The sequence below is a fragment of the Streptomyces sp. CO7 genome, from assembly GCF_053474865.1.
Genome location: NZ_JBRIOU010000004.1, coordinates 264,017 through 279,432, shown reverse-complemented (window position 1 = coordinate 279,432; position 15,416 = coordinate 264,017). Strand labels below are relative to the sequence as shown.

The window sequence follows — 15,416 nt, the reverse complement described above, 5'->3', positions numbered from 1 at the left end:
GGGGCGGCGTGGTCATCGGACCGGCTCCTCGCTCATGGGCACGTCCTCGGGGCCGGCCGCGGCGCCCGACTCGCGGGCCACCAGATCGCGGTACCGGGGCTCGGCCACGAGCAGCTCCTGGTGCCGCCCGGTCGCCACCGCATGCCCGTCGGCCAGCAGGTGCACCACGTCGGCCCGGTCGAGCATCAGCGGCGAGGTGGAGGTGACCACCGTGGTCCGCCCGGCCCGCGCCGCGCGCAGGCGGCCGGCCACCAGGTCCTCGGTGTGGGCGTCCAGCGCCGAGGTGGGCTCGGCGAGCAGCAGAACCTCCGCGTCGGCCAGCAGCGCCCGGGCCAGACGGATCCGCTGCCGCTGGCCCCCGGAGAGGTTGCGGCCCTGCGCGTCGACCGCCGAGTCCAGGCCGTCGGGCAGCCCGCGCACCACGTCCTCGGCGGCGGCCGTCCGCAGCGCGCGGGCCCGGGCCTCGTCGGCCCCTTCGCGCGCGCCGCCGCCGAGCAGCGCCCGCAGGGATCCGGCGAACAGGTCCGCCTCGGCCTCGGCGAGCAGGATCCGCTCGCGCACCGGGGCCGGGTCGATCCGGTCGAGCGGCACGCCGCCCCAGGTGGCGGACGTCGGGCCGTACCGGGCGAGCCGGTCCAGCACCGCGGTGCCGTCCCCCGGGTCCGCGCAGACCAGCGCGGTCAGGACGCCGGGTCGGACGGTGACGCCGGAGGCCGGGTCGTGCAGCTCGGCCGGCCCGGCGAGCGCGGCCAGCGCCTCGCCCGGGGCGGGGCCGGGGTCCGGCTCCAGGCGGAGGAAGGCGACCACCCGGCGGGCCGCGACCAGGCCGCGGCTGAGCAGCTGCACCCCCTCCACCAGGAAGAACACCGGGTAGACCAGGGCGACCACGTACCCGTACACCGACACCAGCTGGCCGACCGTGATCTCTCCGAGGGCGGCCGGCCGGGCGGCCGACCAGATCACCGCGGCGAGCAGCACCGTGGGCAGACCCAGCCCGAGGGACTGCATCCAGCTGGTGACCGCGCCCACCCGGTAGCCCTGCTCCCGCAGCAGCGCCGAGTCGCGGCGGAACCCGTCGGAGAACAGGCCCTTCCCGCCGAGCCCGTTGAGGACCCGCAGGCCGCCCGCCAGGTCGCCGATGCGTGCGGTGAGGGTGTTCTGCCGCTCCCGGTAGACCGTCTCCCGCGCCTGCAGCCCGGTCGTCAGCGGACCGAGCGCGAGCGCCAGCGCGGGCACCCCCAGCAGGGCCACCACGGCGGGCAGCGGCGACACCGAGAACAACAGGGCGGCCACCAGCAGGTAGGTGACGACCGCGCCGAAGCCGGGTCCCACGACGGTGAGCGCGGCGGCGATGGTCTGCACGTCGCCCACGCCGATGGTCATGACCTCACCGGCCGAGACCCGGCGGGTGAGGGCCGAGCCGAGCCGCACCGACTGGCCCAGCAGCAGCTTCACGGTGCGGAAGTTGGCGTCCATCCGGACCTTGGTCATGGTGCGGTGCCGCAGCAGGCTGACCGCCGCGCCGGCCACCGCCGTCACGAGCAGGACCGCCGTCCAGGTGATCAGGGCGGAGGTGTCGACCACGGCGGGGCCGCCGCCGGGGTCGCCCGCGCCGAACCCGTCGTCGAAGACCCGCTCGAGCAGGTAGGGCGCCACCGCGAACAGGCCCATCCACACGACGGAGTACACCGCCCCCGCCGCCGACCGGCCCGACTGACGGGTGACCAGCCAGGTCAGGTAGCGTCCCCCGCCCCGCAGGTCCGGATCCCCCGGACCGCCGTCGACGTCGACGGCGCCCCCGCCGGGGCGCCACCGGCTCACGCGAGGCTCTCCCGCCAGGCGCGGTGCAGATCGGCGAACCGTCCCTCCCCGCCGATGAGCGCGGCGGGCGACCCGTCCTCGACGACCCGGCCCTTCTCCATCACCAGCACGCGGTCGGCGATCTCCACGGTGGAGAGCCGGTGCGCGATGACCACCGCGGTGCGGCCCTTCAGCACCGTCGACATGGCGCGCTGCACGGCCTGCTCGCCGGGCACGTCCAGCGAACTGGTCGCCTCGTCGAGGATCAGCACGGCCGGGTCGGCCAGCAGCGCGCGGGCGAACGCCACCAGCTGGCGCTGGCCGGCGGAGATCCGGCCGCCGCGCTTGCGGACGTCGGTGTCGTAGCCGTCGGGGAGCGCGGCGATGAAGTCGTGCGCGCCGATGGCCTTGGCGGCGTGCTCCACGTCCTCGCGGGTGGCGTCCGGGCGGCCGATGGCGATGTTCTCGGCGACCGTGCCGGAGAACAGGAACGCCTCCTGGGTCACCATGACGACGCCGCGCCGCAGGTCCGCGTTGACGAGGTCGCGCAGGTCGACGCCGTCGAGCCGGACCTCGCCCTCGGTGGGGTCGTAGAAGCGGGCGAGCAGCTTGGCCAGCGTGGACTTGCCCGCGCCGGTGGATCCGACCACGGCCACGGTCTGTCCGGCAGGGATCGTCAGGTCGAAGCGCGGCAGCACCTCGCCGCCGGTGCGGTAGGCGAACCGGACGGAGTCGAAGACCACCTCGCGGCCCGGGCGCCCGTCCGCCGTCGGCGGCAGCTCGCGCGGGGCGGCCGGCTCCGGGACGGCCGGGACCTGGGCCAGCAGACCGGCGATCTTCTCCAGCGAGGCGGCCGCCGACTGGTACGAGTTGAGGAACATGCCCAGCCGGTCGATCGGGTCGTACAGGCGGCGCAGGTAGAGCACCGAGGCGGCGAGCACGCCCAGCGCCAGCGAGCCGTCCGCCACCCGGTAGGCGCCCCACAGCACGATGCCCGCGACGGTGATGTTGGCGACCAGCCGGGACCCCACCACGTAGCGGGCCATCTCGATCAGGGCGTCGCCGTTGGTCCGCTCGTGGCGCTCGTTCAGCGGCGCGAACTCGGCCTCGTTGGCGTCCTCCCGGCGGAAGGCGCGCACCGGCCGGATGCCGTTCATGGTCTCGGTGAACTTGACGATCACCGAGGCGATCGCGGTGGACCGCTCCCGGTAGATCCGCCCCGCGCGGTCCTGGTAGCTGCGCACCAGCAGTGCCAGCGGCAGGAAGGAGGCCAGCGCGACCGCGCCGAGGCCGAGGTCCAGCCACAGCAGCAGGGCGGAGATGTAGACGAAGGAGACGACCACCGTGATCAGCTCCTGCAGCCCCTCGCTGAGCAGCTCGCGCAGCGACTCCACGTCGGTGGTGGACCGCGAGATCAGCCGGCCCGAGGTGTACCGCTCGTGGAAGTCGACGCTCAGGGCCTGCGCGTGCCGGAAGATCCGGCCCCGCAGGTCCAGCAGGGCGTCCTGGTTGACCCGGGCGGAGCAGGTGATGAAGGCGTACTCCAGGCCGCCGCTGGAGGCGGCGGTGATCAGGTAGGCCACCGCGACCAGCAGCAGCGGGCCGTGGTCGCTCACCCGGAACGCCGGCACGGCGGTGTCGATGGCGTACGCCACCAGCAGCGGACCGGCCTGCACGGCGGCCTGCTGGAGCAGCAGCAGGACGACGGCGAGCGCCACCCGGCCGCGGAGCGGCGCGAGCAGCGAGCGCAGCAGACCGGCGGTGGCGCCGGGCGGGGTGGGCAGGACGTCGCGGTCGAAGTCGTTGCCCGCGTCCTGCGCGGCGGCCGCGGCGGTGAGGTCGTCCGGCTCGCCCGGCCGCGAGCCGTCGCCCCCGGCGCCGTGCTTGCCGATCCGGTCGTCGCGTTCGTCGCGCTTCTGTGCGGCGGGAGCCGTCATCGGCGGGCCTCCTCGGGCTCCAGGGTGGCGCCCGACATCAGCCAGGCGTACTCGGCGTTGGTCCGCAGCAGTTCGTGGTGCTCGCCCACGGCGGCGATCCGGCCGCCGGACAGCAGTGCCACCCGGTCGGCGAGCAGCACCGTGGACGGGCGGTGGGCGACGATCAGCGCGGTGGTGTCGGCCAGCACCTCGCGCAGGGCTGCCTCCACGGCGGCCTCGGTGTGCACGTCGAGCGCGGACAGCGGGTCGTCGAGGACCAGGAAGTCGGGGCGGCCGACGACCGCGCGGGCCAGCGCGAGGCGCTGCCGCTGGCCGCCGGACAGGCTCAGGCCCTGCTCGCCGACCTGGGTGTCGACGCCCTGCGGGAGGGCGTGCACGAACCCGGCCTGGGCGACGCCGAGGGCGCGCCCGAGGGCCTTGGGATCCGTCCGCGCGTCCCGGTCGGCGGCGCCCATCAGGACGTTCTCGCCGACGGTGGCGGAGAACAGCGTCGGGTCCTCGAAGGCGACGGCCACCCGCGCGCGGAGTTCCTCGCGCGGCATGGCGGTGATGTCGACGCCGTCCAGGGTGATCCGGCCCTCGGTGATCTCGTGCAGCCGGGGGACCAGGGCGGTCAGGGTGGTCTTGCCGCAGCCCGTGAGGCCCACCAGGGCCAGCGACTCGCCGGGGCGCACGTGCAGGTCGACGCCGTCCAGCACGGGCGGGGAGTCCGCCGGGGCGTCGGGGTAGCGGAAGCGGACCCCCTCGAGCCGCAGCCCGCCCTCCTCCTTCACCGCGGCGGCAGCCTTCGCCGTCGTCCCGGAGGCCGCGGAACGCGAGGCGGCCGTGGAGACCGGGGCGGCCGTGGAGACCGGGGCGGTCGCGGAGACCGATGCCGCCGGGGCGGCCGGCCGGTCGTCGGCCGCGGACTCCGGCTCGGTGTCCATGACCTCGAAGTAGCGCGCGGTGGCGGTGGCCGCCTCCTGGCTCATCGCGAGCAGGAACCCGATGGAGATCACCGGCCAGTGCAGGGCCAGCGCCGTGGACAGGAAGGCCACCAGGGTGCCCGCGGAGAGCGTCCCGTCGGCGACCCGCACGGTGCCCAGCACCAGACAGGTGCCGATGGCCAGCTCCGGCAGCACCACGATGACGGCCATGATGCCGCCCAGCAGCCGCGCCTTGCGCAGTTCGGTCCCGCGCAGCCGGTGCGTCAGCTCACGGAAGGCACGGGCCTGGCTGCGGTGGCGTCCGAAGCCCTTGATCACCCGGATGCCCAGCACGCTCTCCTCGACCAGGGTGGTCACGTCGCCCACCTGGTCCTGCGCCGTGCGGGACGCCTCGGCGAAGCGCTTCTCGAAGACTGTGCAGACGACGATCACCGGGATCACCGGGATCAGGACCAGCAGGCCCAGCGCCCAGTCCATGCTCAGCATGACGATCACGCCGGCCAGGATGGTGACCCCGTTGACCAGCAGGAAGGTCAGCGGGAAGGCGAGGAACATGCGGATGATCATCAGGTCCGTGGTGGCCCGGGAGAGCAGCTGTCCGGACGCCCAGCGGTCGTGGAAGGCGATCGGCAGCCGCTGGAGCCGCCGGTAGAGCGCCTCGCGCATGTCCGCCTCCACGGAGGAGAGCGGACGGGCCACCAGCCAGCGGCGCAGGCCGAACAGCAGCGCCTCGGTCAGGCCGAGCAGCAGCACCCACAGCGCGCCGAGCCACACCCCGGCGGTGTCCCCGTCCGCTATCGGGCCGTCGACCAGCCACTTGAGGACCAGCGGGATGACCAGGCTGGTCAGCGAGGCGAGGACGGCGACGACCGCGGCGGTGAGCCAACGCGCCCGAACGGGGCGGAGGTGCGGCCACAGGCGCAGAAGGGTGCGGACGGCTGGGGAACGCTCGGTGGCGGCGGTACTGGGCATCAGGAGCGAGCCTAAGCTTCGATACTGACATCGCCCAGCGATTTTCCGCGCGGCCGGGAGCCTCGGCGGGCGCACCGGGGGCGGGGCGGGGAGCATGGCCCGCACCCCTGTGACCCCGCCTTTCCTCCGCCCGGGCCGCCCCGCGCGCTCAGGCCACCCGCAGCAGCAGCACCGTGCGCGGGGGCACCGTGACGGTGGTGCCCGCCCGGTACGTCTCGCCGGGTTCCTCCCGCTGCTCCTCCATCCCGGTGTCCACCACCACCTCGTACCGCTCGGCCCAGGGCGCGGCCGGCAGGGTGAAGGCCACCGGTTCGTGCCCGGCGTGCAGCACGGCGAGGAAGCTGTCGTCGACGACCGGCTCGCCCCGCGCGTCCCGGCCGGGGATGTCCCGGCCGGAGAGGTACATCCCCAGCGTGGTGGTGGAGGCGAACCAGTCGTCCTCGGTCATCTCCGCGCCGTCCGCGGTGAACCAGGCCAGGTCGCGCAGGCCGTGGTCGGCGTGCGGGCGGCCGGAGAAGAAGGCGCGCCGCCGCAGCACGGGGTGGCGGTGGCGCAGCGCGATCAGCCGCGAGGTGAGCTCGAACAGCTCGCGCCAGGCGCCCTCCTCCAGCAGCGACCAGTCCAGCCAGCCGATCTCGTTGTCCTGGCAGTAGGCGTTGTTGTTGCCGCCCTGGGTGCGGCCCATCTCGTCGCCGGCCACCAGCATCGGCACGCCGGTGGACAGCAGCAGGGTGGTCAACAGGTTCCGCAGCTGCCGCCGCCGCAGGGCATTGACGTCCTCGTCGGCCGTCTCGCCCTCGGCGCCGCAGTTCCAGGAGCGGTTGTCGCTCGTCCCGTCGCGGTTGCCCTCGCCGTTGGCCTCGTTGTGCTTGTGGTGGTAGGAGACCAGGTCGCGCAGGGTGAACCCGTCGTGCGCGGTGACGAAGTTGACCGAGGCGTACGGCCGGCGGCCGCCCCAGGCGTAGAGGTCGCTGGAGCCGGAGAGCCGGTAACCGAGGTCGCGGACGTCCGGCAGCGCGCCGCGCCAGTAGTCGCGCACGGCGTCCCGGTACCGGTCGTTCCACTCGGTCCACAGCGGCGGGAAGGACCCCACCTGGTAACCGCCCGACCCGACGTCCCAGGGTTCGGCGATCAGCTTCACCCGGCGCAGCACCGGGTCCTGGGCGATCACCGCGAGGAACGGCGAGAGCATGTCGACGTCGTGCATCGAGCGGGCCAGCGCCGCGGCCAGGTCGAAGCGGAAGCCGTCCACGCCCATCTCGGTCACCCAGTAGCGCAGCGAGTCGGTGATCAGCCGCAGCACCTGGGGGCGCACCACGTGCAGCGTGTTGCCGCAGCCGGTGTAGTCGGCGTAGCGGCGGGCGTCGGACTGCAGGCGGTAGTAGCCGCGGTTGTCGACGCCCTTCAGGGAGAGCGTGGGTCCGAACTCGCCCGCCTCGGCGGTGTGGTTGTAGACCACGTCGAGGATCACCTCGATGCCGGCCGCGTGCAGGGCGCGCACCATCCGCTTGAACTCGCCCACCTGCTGCCCGTCGGTGCCGGTGGCCGCGTAGCCTGCGTGCGGGGCGAAGTAGCCGATGGAGTTGTAGCCCCAGTAGTTGGTCAGGCCCCGGCGCAGCAGGTGGTCCTCGTGCGCGAACTGGTGCACCGGCAGCAGCTCGACGGCGGTCACGCCGAGGCGGGTGAGGTGCTCGATCGCCGCCGGGTGGGCCAGGCCCGCGTAGGTGCCGCGCAGCTTCTCGGGGATGCCGGGGTGGCGCATCGTGAAGCCGCGGACGTGGAGTTCGTAGATGACCGAGTCGGACCACGGCGTCTTGGGCCGCCGGTCGTCCGCCCAGTCGTCGTCGTCGTGGACCACCACACCCTTGGGCACGAAGGGCGCGGAGTCCCGGTCGTCGCGGACGGTGTCGGCGACCTGCTGGTCGGGCCAGTCGCGGACGTGCCCGTACACCTCCGGCGGCAGGGCGAACTCCCCGTCGACGGCGCGGGCGTAGGGGTCGAGGAGCAGCTTGGCGGGGTTCCAGCGCGCGCCGGTCCACGGGTCCCACCGGCCGTGCACCCGGTAGCCGTACCGCTGGCCGGGGCGGACCCCGGGCACGAAGCCGTGCCAGATCTCGTGGGTCAGCTCGCCCAGCGGCAGCCGCCGCTCGGCGCCGTCCGGGTCGAAGAGGCAGAGGTCGACCGCCTCCGCGCCGCCCGCCCACAGGGCGAAGTTTGTCCCGGCCACACCGTCGGGCCCCACCCGGTACCGGGCGCCCAGCGGTGTCGACGACCCCGGCCACACCAGGGGCGCGGGTGCCGCGGGGCGCGCGGTCCCGGACGGCACGGGGGCCCGGCGGGCGTCGTGGCCCACGTCGGCGGCGTACTGCTCCGCCACTGCCTCCTGCTCGGCTGCGCTCGACACCGGTCCGCCTCCTGCGGCTCGTGGGGCGACAACGGGCGGAGGGCCGCGCGTCCCGCGCGACCGCTCCGGTGCGTCGTCCTACCCCAGGTTTCTGCCCATCCCGGGCGTCCAGCTCACGTCCCCGGACAGCGTGCCGACGGGAACGCTCCGGAAGTATTCGTCGCCTGACAGGTTTGGAGCCGAACTTGGGACGAAACGGTGACCTTTCGGCCGGGGAAGGGGAACGATCCTGCCCTTACGATTCGTCATGGCGCGCGTGACGCGCCGGGAGGGGGTCTGACCAGGCCCGATGAGGGGAAAAGGGGGAGCACACGTGAACGTGTGGTCGACGAGGGGAACCACGACCGGACGGCGTTCCGGGGGGAGGCGTGCGGCCGCCGCGTCCCTGCTGGCGGGTCTCATGCTGATCACCGCGACCGCGTGCGGCGGCGGTGACGACACGGGCGCCGAGGGCAAGGGCTCCGGGAACGGCGGCGCCGCGAGCGCCGCGCCGGCGAGCAAGCAGTCGGACGCCGTGGTGACGGTCAGTCCGAAGAACGGCGCCACGTCGGTGAAGACGACCGGCGCCCTCAAGGTGGTCGTCGAGAAGGGCAAGCTGACCAAGGTCGAGGTCAAGGACGACGAGGGCGGGAAGGTCGCGGGCGAGATCTCCTCGGACGGCGCCGCCTGGATCCCCTCCACCCACCTCGCCTCCGGCGCCAAGTACAGCGTCCACGCGGAGGCCAAGGACGCCGACGGCCGGGTCGCGGTGAAGGACACCAGCTTCACCACGCTGACCCCCGCCAACACCTTCATCGGCCACTTCACGCCGGAGGACGGCTCCACCGTCGGCGTGGGCATGCCGTTCTCCATCCGCTTCACCCGCGGCATCACCGACCCTGACGCCGTGGAGAAGGCGATCGAGATCAAGACCGAGCCGCAGGTCGAGGTCGAGGGCCACTGGTTCGGCAACGACCGTCTGGACTTCCGCCCAGAGGAGTACTGGAAGTCCGGCACCAAGGTCACCGTCAAGCTCAACCTCGACGGCGTCGAGGGCCGGCCGGGCGTGTACGGCAGCCAGGCCAAGACCGTCTCCTTCACCATCGGCCGCAGCCAGGTGTCCTACGTGGACGCCAAGAAGCTGACCATGAAGGTCGAGCGGGACGGCAAGGTCCTCAAGACCATCCCGGTCACTACCGGCGCCCCGGGTTACGAGACCTGGAACGGCGCGATGGTGATCAGCGAGAAGTACCGGGTCACCCGCATGAACGGCGACACCGTCGGCTACGACGGCGAGTACGACATCGAGGACGTCCCCCACGCGATGCGCCTGACCCAGTCGGGCACCTTCATCCACGGCAACTACTGGGGCGGCGACGCCTTCGGCAACTACAACGCCAGCCACGGCTGCGTCGGTCTGCGCGACACCCGCGGCGGCTGGGACAAGAAGGCGCCCGCCCGGTGGTTCTTCGACAACTCGCTGCTGGGCGACGTGGTCGAGGTGAAGAACAGCGCGGACGGCACGGTCGCCCCGGACAACGGCCTCAACGGCTGGAACATGTCCTGGGAGGACTGGAAGAAGTAGGCTTCCCGCCCCTCCTTCCCAGCTCACGACGGACCCGGTGTGACACAGCGCACCGGGTCCGTTGCCGCTTTGCCCCCGTAATCTGCTGGGCATGACCGTTCATCTCGAAGTCGCCGAAGGCGTCGGCACCCTGCGCCTGGACCGCCCGCCCATGAACGCCCTGGACATCGCGACCCAGGACCGCATCAAGGAACTCGCCGAGGAGATCACCCGGCGCGACGACGTCCGCGCCGTGGTCGTGTACGGCGGGGAGAAGGTGTTCGCGGCCGGCGCGGACATCAAGGAGATGCGCGCCATGGACCACGCGGCCATGGTGGCCCGGGCCAGGGGCCTGCAGGACTCGTTCACCGCGGTCGCCCGCATCCCCAAGCCGGTCGTCGCCGCGATCACCGGCTACGCGCTGGGCGGCGGCTGCGAGTTGGCGCTGTGCGCGGACTACCGCATCGCCGGCGACAACGCCAAGCTCGGCCAGCCGGAGATCCTGCTCGGCCTGATCCCCGGCGCCGGCGGCACCCAGCGCCTGTCCCGCCTGATCGGCCCGTCCCGCGCCAAGGACCTGATCTTCACCGGCCGTCACGTGCGCGCGGACGAGGCCCTGACGCTGGGCCTGGTGGACCGCGTCGTCCCGGCCGCCGACGTGTACACCGAGGCCCAGGCCTGGGCCGCGGGGCTCGCCCAAGGGCCGGCGATCGCGCTGCGCGCCGCCAAGGAGTCGGTGGACGCCGGTCTGGAGACCGACCTGGACACCGGCCTGGCCATCGAGCGGAACTGGTTCGCGGGCCTGTTCGCCACCGAGGACCGCGAGCGGGGGATGAAGTCCTTCGTCGAGGAGGGCCCGGGCAAGGCCAAGTTCCTCTGAGCCGCTCCTCGGCTTCGGGGGCGGTGATTCCGGATCCGGGCGATCCGGACGGAATCACCCCCTCCGGTGGTTCCCTCCGTAAAAGCTCTGGCCAGCGCTGAGTAATGTTTCCTTGGCATATGTCGCCCGAACGGACGGAATCGATCGCTCCGGTGTGCGGATTCCTGCGGAACCGCCCCCGGAGCTCTCTCCGGCCGGTCATGATGGGGGGCATGGCGGGGCTGGAAGGCATCGAGCAGTCACGGGCACCGGGCGTCGTACCCGTGACGCGCTGGTCGCCCGCGGTGGAGGACGAGCGGGCGCTGACGGCCCTCGTGGCCTACGGTAACCCGGCCGAGACGGAGGTCGTCCTGCCGACCTGCCCCGAGTCCCGCGGCACCGCGCGGCGGCTGGTCCAGATCGTCGTCCTGCGCCACTGGGCGCTGGGTCCCAAGCTCGCCGAGGACTGCACACTGCTCGTCTCCGAGCTCGAGGGCAACGCCGTCCGGCACACCGGCACCGCCCAGTACGGGCTGCGCATGCGCCGCCGCCGCGGCTGGATCCGCCTCGAGCTCCGCGATCCCTCCCGGGGGCTGCCCTGCCTGCTGCCCGTGCAGCCGCTGGACGAGAGCGGGCGGGGCCTGTTCCTCGTCGACCGCTTGGCCGACCGCTGGGGCGTCGACCTGCTGCCGCGGGGGAAGCGGACGTGGTTCGAGATGCGGGTCGCCGACCGGGTGTGACTCACCGGGTCCGACCGACCGGGTGTGACCGACCGGGTCTGACCGACGGGTGGGACCGACCGGGTCGCCGACGGGTCCGGCCGACGGGGGCGGCCGACCGGGCCGCCGGGGCCGGGCGGAGGGACGGGGCGCGTGCCGGTTGAGTCTCCAGCGGGTGGAGACCCCAGACTCGGCGGCATGACCGACGACAGCACCTCCGGCGGCGACGACAGCCTGCTGACCATCGGCGACCTGGCCCGCGCCACCGGCCTGACGGTGCGCACCATCCGTTACTGGTCGGACGAGGGCGTCCTGCCCCCGGTGGCCCGTTCCGCCGGCGGCTACCGCCTCTACGACGCCGCCTCGGTCGCCCGCCTGGAGCTGATCCGCACCCTGCGCGAACTGGACCTCGGCCTGGGAGACGTGCGCCGGGTGGTGACCGGGGAGGCCACGGCCGCGGAGGTGGCCGCCCGCCACGTCGCCGCCCTGGACGCGCAGATCCGCGCGCTGCGGATCACCCGGGCAGTGCTGTCGACCGTCGCCGACCGCGGTTCGACCACCGAGGAGATGACCCTGATGAACAAGCTCGCCCGACTGTCCGCCGCCGAACGAGCCCGCGCCATTGAGGAGTTCGTGGAGGACACCTTCCAGGGCCTGGACACCGCGGACCCGGTGATCAGGGAGCGGATGCGCGGCGCCGCGGCCGACCTGCCCGACGATCCCACGCCCGAGCAGGTCGACGCGTGGGTCGAGCTGGCGGAGCTGCTGCAGGACCCCGGGTTCCGCGCCCGGATGCGCGCCGCCGCCGAGTTCAACGCCGCCGACCGCACCGGGGAGACCCCGGCCGGCGCCTCGATGTGGTTCATGCGACGCCTGGTCCAGCTCGCCTCGGACGCGCGCCGCCGGGGCGTCGCCCCCGAGTCGCCCGAGGCCGGCGAGGTGCTGCGCGAGCTGCTCGGCGAGCAGGCCGACCTGACCGCCGTGCTGGCCCGCCTGGAGGCCAACACCACGGACGAACTCTCGCGTTACCGCGAGTTGCTGGCCGTGGTGAAGGGCCGGGGGCCGGACGCGGACCACCGGGAGGAGTTCGGCTGGGTGGTCGCCGCTCTGCGCGCCCGTGCGGCCGGATAATCTTTCTGCGTCAACCAGACATGGACGCAGACGTCATCACGGACGCGCGCACGGCACGAAGGGGAGGGTCCGGCATGGCGGACATCCAGGAAGCACGCAAGGAATTCGACCGGCTCGACGCCGACGGGGACGGCTTCGTCACCGCCGCCGAGTTCAAGAGGGCGCTCGCGCAGTCCGGCGACTGGAACGTCACCGAGACGGTCGCCGCGACGATCATCGCCCAGCGCGACCTGGACGGCGACAAGCTCCTCTCCTTCGACGAGTTCTGGGCGTACCTGTCCAAGTGACGACGGCCTGAGCACCAGGCCCACCGGCCGTCGGAACCGCCCCGCGCCCTCGCCGGCCGGGGCGGTTCCGCGTTCCGGGGCGACCAGGGCCACCCCCGGCCCGCCCCTCACGGTCAGAACGCGTAGCGGACGCGCAGCCACGGGGCGTGGACCGCGATGAGCTCGCGCAGCCGGAGCAGGGCGTCGCGCTTGACCTCGCGGGCGTAGCGGACGTTCACCGCCCCGTTCTCGGAGCGCTTGGTCTCCTGGGCGGCCGGCTGCCACAGCAGGTCCTCGGCCCGGGGGTGCCAGCCCAGGTTGACCTCGTGCAGCTGCTGGTTGTGGGTGAGCATGATGATCTCGGCGGCCGCCTGCTCCTTGACCCGGGCGGGCAGCACGTCGTCCATGTGGTCGAGCAGCTCGGCCCAGTCCCGTTGCCAGCCAGGGCGCAGCACCACCGGGGACAGGTTGAAGTGGACCTCGTAACCGGCGTCGAGGAAGTCGGCCGCGGCGGCGATGCGGTCCGCGACCGGGCTGGTGCGGATGTCCAGCAGCCGTGAGTCGGAGCCCGGCATCACCGAGAAGCGCACCCGGGTCCGGCCCTGCGGATCCAGGGCCAGCAGGTCCGGGTTGACGAACTTGGTCGCGAACGAGGCCTTCGCGGTGGGCAGCCTGCGGAACGCGGCGACCAGGTCGGCAGTGTTGTCGCTCACCAGCGCGTCGACGGAGCAGTCGCCGTTCTCCCCGATGTCGTACACCCATGCCAGGGGGTCGCACTGGTTCGGCTCCCGCTTGGGACCCTGGGCGCGCACGTGACGGCCGACGTGGGCGACGATCGCCTCGATGTTGGTGAACAGCGTGATCGGGTTGGCGTAGCCCTTGCGGCGCGGTACGTAGCAGTAGGCACAGGCCATGGCGCAGCCGTTGGAGGCGCCCGGCGCGATCCAGTCGGCCGATCTGCCGTTGGGGCGGGTGGCCAGGGTCTGCTTGACGCCCAGGACCAGGGTCTCGCTCTTCACCCGGGCCCACCGGGCGACGTTCCCGTCGTTGCCGTGCAGTGAGGGGATGCGCCAGTGACCGGGCACCTCGGTGACGGGCACGCCCGGCAGGCGGGCCAGGATCTGCCGGCCGCGCAGGGACGCGAGCGCGGCGGGCTCCGCGTACACCTCGCGCACGTCCAGCATCCGCCGGGCCTCCGGACCGTCCCGGAAGGCGCCGCCCGGCGGCGCGGCGGGCGCCGCGTCCTCCACGTCCGCCCAGTCGAAGAGCGACTGCTGCTCCGGTGTCACCGGGCTCCCCGAGGTCTTCGGGGGCTTCGGGGAGGACCCGGCCGGGGTGCGGTCCACAGCGCTGCTCCTGTCCCTGTCGCGATCGGCTCTCCTTCGACCTTACGCGGAGCGCTGCCGGTGCGACGACGGTGACTCAGCGTGAGGGAGGGGTCGCTCAAGCGCTCTCCGCCCACTCGCGCAGGGCGTCCGCGCTGCGGAACCGCGCCACGTTCTTGTCCACCGGGTCGTCGGTGTACTGGTGGATCAGCCACTTCGCCCTGACCCCGGGCTTCCCCTTCGCCACGCCGTAGTGCGCGATCCACAGCCCGTCGCCGGCGTACGAGGTCCGGTCGTGCCGCAGCCAGAAGGTCCGGTTGCAGTACAGCAGGGTCCGGTTGCGCGGCTTGAGCGTCTTGACCTTCCGGATGAACCGGTCCTTCTCCGCGTTGCTTGCCCGCGTCCCGCGGCTGGTGGCCTCCCAGTCGCAGGCCAGCAGGTCGCCCGGCTCCGCCAGGGCCTTCTCCGCGAAGTGCTCGGCCTGTTCGGTGATGTTGCCGGGCCACAGGAAGTGGTAGAAGCCGACCACGAGGCCGGCCGCCCGGGCGCGTTCGACCTGCGCCTCCATCCTGGGGTTGACGTAGGAACGTCCTTCGGTCGCCTTGACGATCACGAAGGCGAGCCCGTCGGTGTCGTAGGACGCGGACTGGTGCGAACTGACGTCGATGCCATGAAGCATGTGGGGGGTCTCCCTCAAGTTGCTCCGGGATGAGAGGGGTTGAAGGGAGCATTCCCCTTGCGAACAGGACTGACGCCCGCAACCGGCATCTATCGGGAGGATTGCGGGCATCCCGGTTTTGAGCCGGTGCAACGGGTGGCGCGGGCGCACCCCGCCGGTGTCGCCGGTCCGGCCCCGAACGCGTGGGACCCCGAAAGGCACTGCCCAGAGCTCCACGTACCGTTGACGCCATGGAACTGATCGGCGAGATGTCCCCCGGCCGCCCCCTGTTCGTCCTGGCGGTCAAGGAGGAGGCGGCGGAGCTGCTGCGCACCGGGGCTCCGGTGCTGCTGACCGGCATGGGCAAGGTCAACGCGGCCGCGGCGCTGGCCGGGGTGCTGGGGCGCGGGGTGCTGCCGCGCGAGGTCGTGAACCTCGGCACGGCGGGGGCGCTGCGGCCCGGGTGGACCGGCACGCACGTGATCGCCGAGGTGATCCAGCACGACCTGGACTCCCGGCTCCTCGCGGGCCTGACCGGCGAGGTCTACGGGCCGCCGATCACCCTCGGCGAGGGCGAGGGCCCCGTGCTCGCCACCGGGGACAGCTTCATCTCCGACGACGCCGCCCGCGACCGTCTCGCCGAGCAAGCCGCCCTCGTCGACATGGAGGGCTACGCCCTGGCCCACGTGGCCCGGCAGGCCGGCGTCCCGATCCGCCTGGTGAAGCACGTCAGCGACGACGCGGGCGACGGCGCCGCCCGCACCTGGCGCGAGTCGGTCGCCGCCTGCGCGGTGGAACTGGCCCGCTGGGCGGAGCGCAACGTCGAGGCGTAACCGGAACCAGGCGCACCGCACCCGCACCCGCCCGCACCGCGCC

General features: G+C 73.2%; 12 protein-coding genes. 6 read left to right on the top strand and 6 right to left on the bottom strand.

Annotated elements, in window-relative coordinates; genetic code table 11:
* Nucleotides 1-12 precede the first annotated feature (12 nt).
* The 4 genes from ACOV8S_RS13985 to glgX all read right to left on the bottom strand — a co-directional run bounded on the left by ACOV8S_RS13985 (nucleotide 13) and on the right by glgX (nucleotide 8,039).
* On the bottom strand, nucleotides 13-1,821 hold the full coding sequence (locus tag ACOV8S_RS13985; protein WP_448318145.1) for an ABC transporter transmembrane domain-containing protein: 1,809 nt from the start codon (nucleotides 1,819-1,821) through the stop codon (nucleotides 13-15).
* Nucleotides 1,818-3,737 carry an ABC transporter ATP-binding protein gene (locus tag ACOV8S_RS13980; RefSeq protein WP_448318144.1) on the bottom strand — a complete coding sequence of 640 codons (1,920 nt, stop codon included), beginning with the start codon at nucleotides 3,735-3,737 and terminating at the stop codon, nucleotides 1,818-1,820. The genes ACOV8S_RS13985 and ACOV8S_RS13980 overlap by 4 nt, the downstream gene beginning before the upstream one ends.
* Nucleotides 3,734-5,635 carry an ABC transporter ATP-binding protein gene (locus ACOV8S_RS13975; RefSeq protein WP_448318143.1) on the bottom strand — a complete coding sequence of 634 codons (1,902 nt, stop codon included), beginning with the start codon at nucleotides 5,633-5,635 and terminating at the stop codon, nucleotides 3,734-3,736. The genes ACOV8S_RS13980 and ACOV8S_RS13975 overlap by 4 nt, the downstream gene beginning before the upstream one ends.
* Before the next feature lie 148 nt (nucleotides 5,636-5,783).
* Complete coding sequence (gene glgX, locus ACOV8S_RS13970) at nucleotides 5,784-8,039, bottom strand: glycogen debranching protein GlgX (protein WP_448318142.1); 2,256 nt, start codon at nucleotides 8,037-8,039, stop codon at nucleotides 5,784-5,786.
* A gap of 400 nt (nucleotides 8,040-8,439) precedes the next feature.
* Here glgX and ACOV8S_RS13965 point away from each other — a divergent pair, with 400 nt between their 5' ends.
* The 5 genes from ACOV8S_RS13965 to ACOV8S_RS13945 all read left to right on the top strand — a co-directional run bounded on the left by ACOV8S_RS13965 (nucleotide 8,440) and on the right by ACOV8S_RS13945 (nucleotide 12,578).
* The gene (locus ACOV8S_RS13965; RefSeq protein ID WP_448318141.1) at nucleotides 8,440-9,603 is read left to right on the top strand and encodes a L,D-transpeptidase; all 1,164 of its coding nucleotides are present in this window, start codon (nucleotides 8,440-8,442) and stop codon (nucleotides 9,601-9,603) included.
* A gap of 91 nt (nucleotides 9,604-9,694) precedes the next feature.
* The gene (locus ACOV8S_RS13960) at nucleotides 9,695-10,462 is read left to right on the top strand and encodes an enoyl-CoA hydratase/isomerase family protein (RefSeq protein ID WP_448318139.1); all 768 of its coding nucleotides are present in this window, start codon (nucleotides 9,695-9,697) and stop codon (nucleotides 10,460-10,462) included.
* A gap of 212 nt (nucleotides 10,463-10,674) precedes the next feature.
* Nucleotides 10,675-11,181: an ATP-binding protein gene (locus ACOV8S_RS13955; protein WP_448318138.1), complete on the top strand. Its 507-nt coding sequence runs from the start codon at nucleotides 10,675-10,677 to the stop codon at nucleotides 11,179-11,181.
* 177 nt (nucleotides 11,182-11,358) lie between these two features.
* Nucleotides 11,359-12,291 carry a helix-turn-helix domain-containing protein gene (locus ACOV8S_RS13950; RefSeq protein ID WP_448318137.1) on the top strand — a complete coding sequence of 311 codons (933 nt, stop codon included), beginning with the start codon at nucleotides 11,359-11,361 and terminating at the stop codon, nucleotides 12,289-12,291.
* Nucleotides 12,292-12,365: 74 nt separating this feature from the next.
* Nucleotides 12,366-12,578, top strand: a complete 213-nt coding sequence (locus ACOV8S_RS13945; protein WP_448318136.1) for an EF-hand domain-containing protein — start codon at nucleotides 12,366-12,368, stop codon at nucleotides 12,576-12,578.
* A 113-nt stretch (nucleotides 12,579-12,691) separates the two neighbouring features.
* Here ACOV8S_RS13945 and ACOV8S_RS13940 read toward each other — a convergent pair whose 3' ends face one another.
* Together ACOV8S_RS13940 and ACOV8S_RS13935 are read right to left on the bottom strand one after the other, a co-directional pair.
* Nucleotides 12,692-13,807, bottom strand: a complete 1,116-nt coding sequence (locus ACOV8S_RS13940) for a spore photoproduct lyase family protein (protein WP_448318856.1) — start codon at nucleotides 13,805-13,807, stop codon at nucleotides 12,692-12,694.
* A 193-nt stretch (nucleotides 13,808-14,000) separates the two neighbouring features.
* Nucleotides 14,001-14,561 (bottom strand): glycoside hydrolase family 25 protein, encoded by a 561-nt coding sequence (locus ACOV8S_RS13935; protein WP_448318135.1) that lies wholly within the window; start codon nucleotides 14,559-14,561, stop codon nucleotides 14,001-14,003.
* 230 nt (nucleotides 14,562-14,791) lie between these two features.
* On the opposite strand from ACOV8S_RS13935, the gene ACOV8S_RS13930 reads away from it, so the two are divergent.
* Complete coding sequence (locus ACOV8S_RS13930; protein ID WP_448318134.1) at nucleotides 14,792-15,373, top strand: nucleosidase; 582 nt, start codon at nucleotides 14,792-14,794, stop codon at nucleotides 15,371-15,373.
* Nucleotides 15,374-15,416 lie beyond the last annotated feature (43 nt).

Excerpts from the sequence above, each read along its gene's own strand:
- ACOV8S_RS13965 (WP_448318141.1), top strand. The coding sequence starts at position 8,440 with ATGCTGATCACCGCGACCGCGTGCGGCGGCGGTGACGACACGGGCGCC.
- ACOV8S_RS13930 (WP_448318134.1), top strand. The coding sequence starts at position 14,792 with ATGGAACTGATCGGCGAGATGTCCCCCGGCCGCCCCCTGTTCGTCCTG.
- ACOV8S_RS13955 (WP_448318138.1), top strand. The coding sequence starts at position 10,675 with ATGGCGGGGCTGGAAGGCATCGAGCAGTCACGGGCACCGGGCGTCGTA.
- ACOV8S_RS13975 (WP_448318143.1), bottom strand. The coding sequence starts at position 5,635 with ATGCCCAGTACCGCCGCCACCGAGCGTTCCCCAGCCGTCCGCACCCTT.
- ACOV8S_RS13950 (WP_448318137.1), top strand. The coding sequence starts at position 11,359 with ATGACCGACGACAGCACCTCCGGCGGCGACGACAGCCTGCTGACCATC.
- ACOV8S_RS13960 (WP_448318139.1), top strand. The coding sequence starts at position 9,695 with ATGACCGTTCATCTCGAAGTCGCCGAAGGCGTCGGCACCCTGCGCCTG.
- ACOV8S_RS13935 (WP_448318135.1), bottom strand. The coding sequence starts at position 14,561 with ATGCTTCATGGCATCGACGTCAGTTCGCACCAGTCCGCGTCCTACGAC.
- ACOV8S_RS13980 (WP_448318144.1), bottom strand. The coding sequence starts at position 3,737 with ATGACGGCTCCCGCCGCACAGAAGCGCGACGAACGCGACGACCGGATC.
- ACOV8S_RS13945 (WP_448318136.1), top strand. The coding sequence starts at position 12,366 with ATGGCGGACATCCAGGAAGCACGCAAGGAATTCGACCGGCTCGACGCC.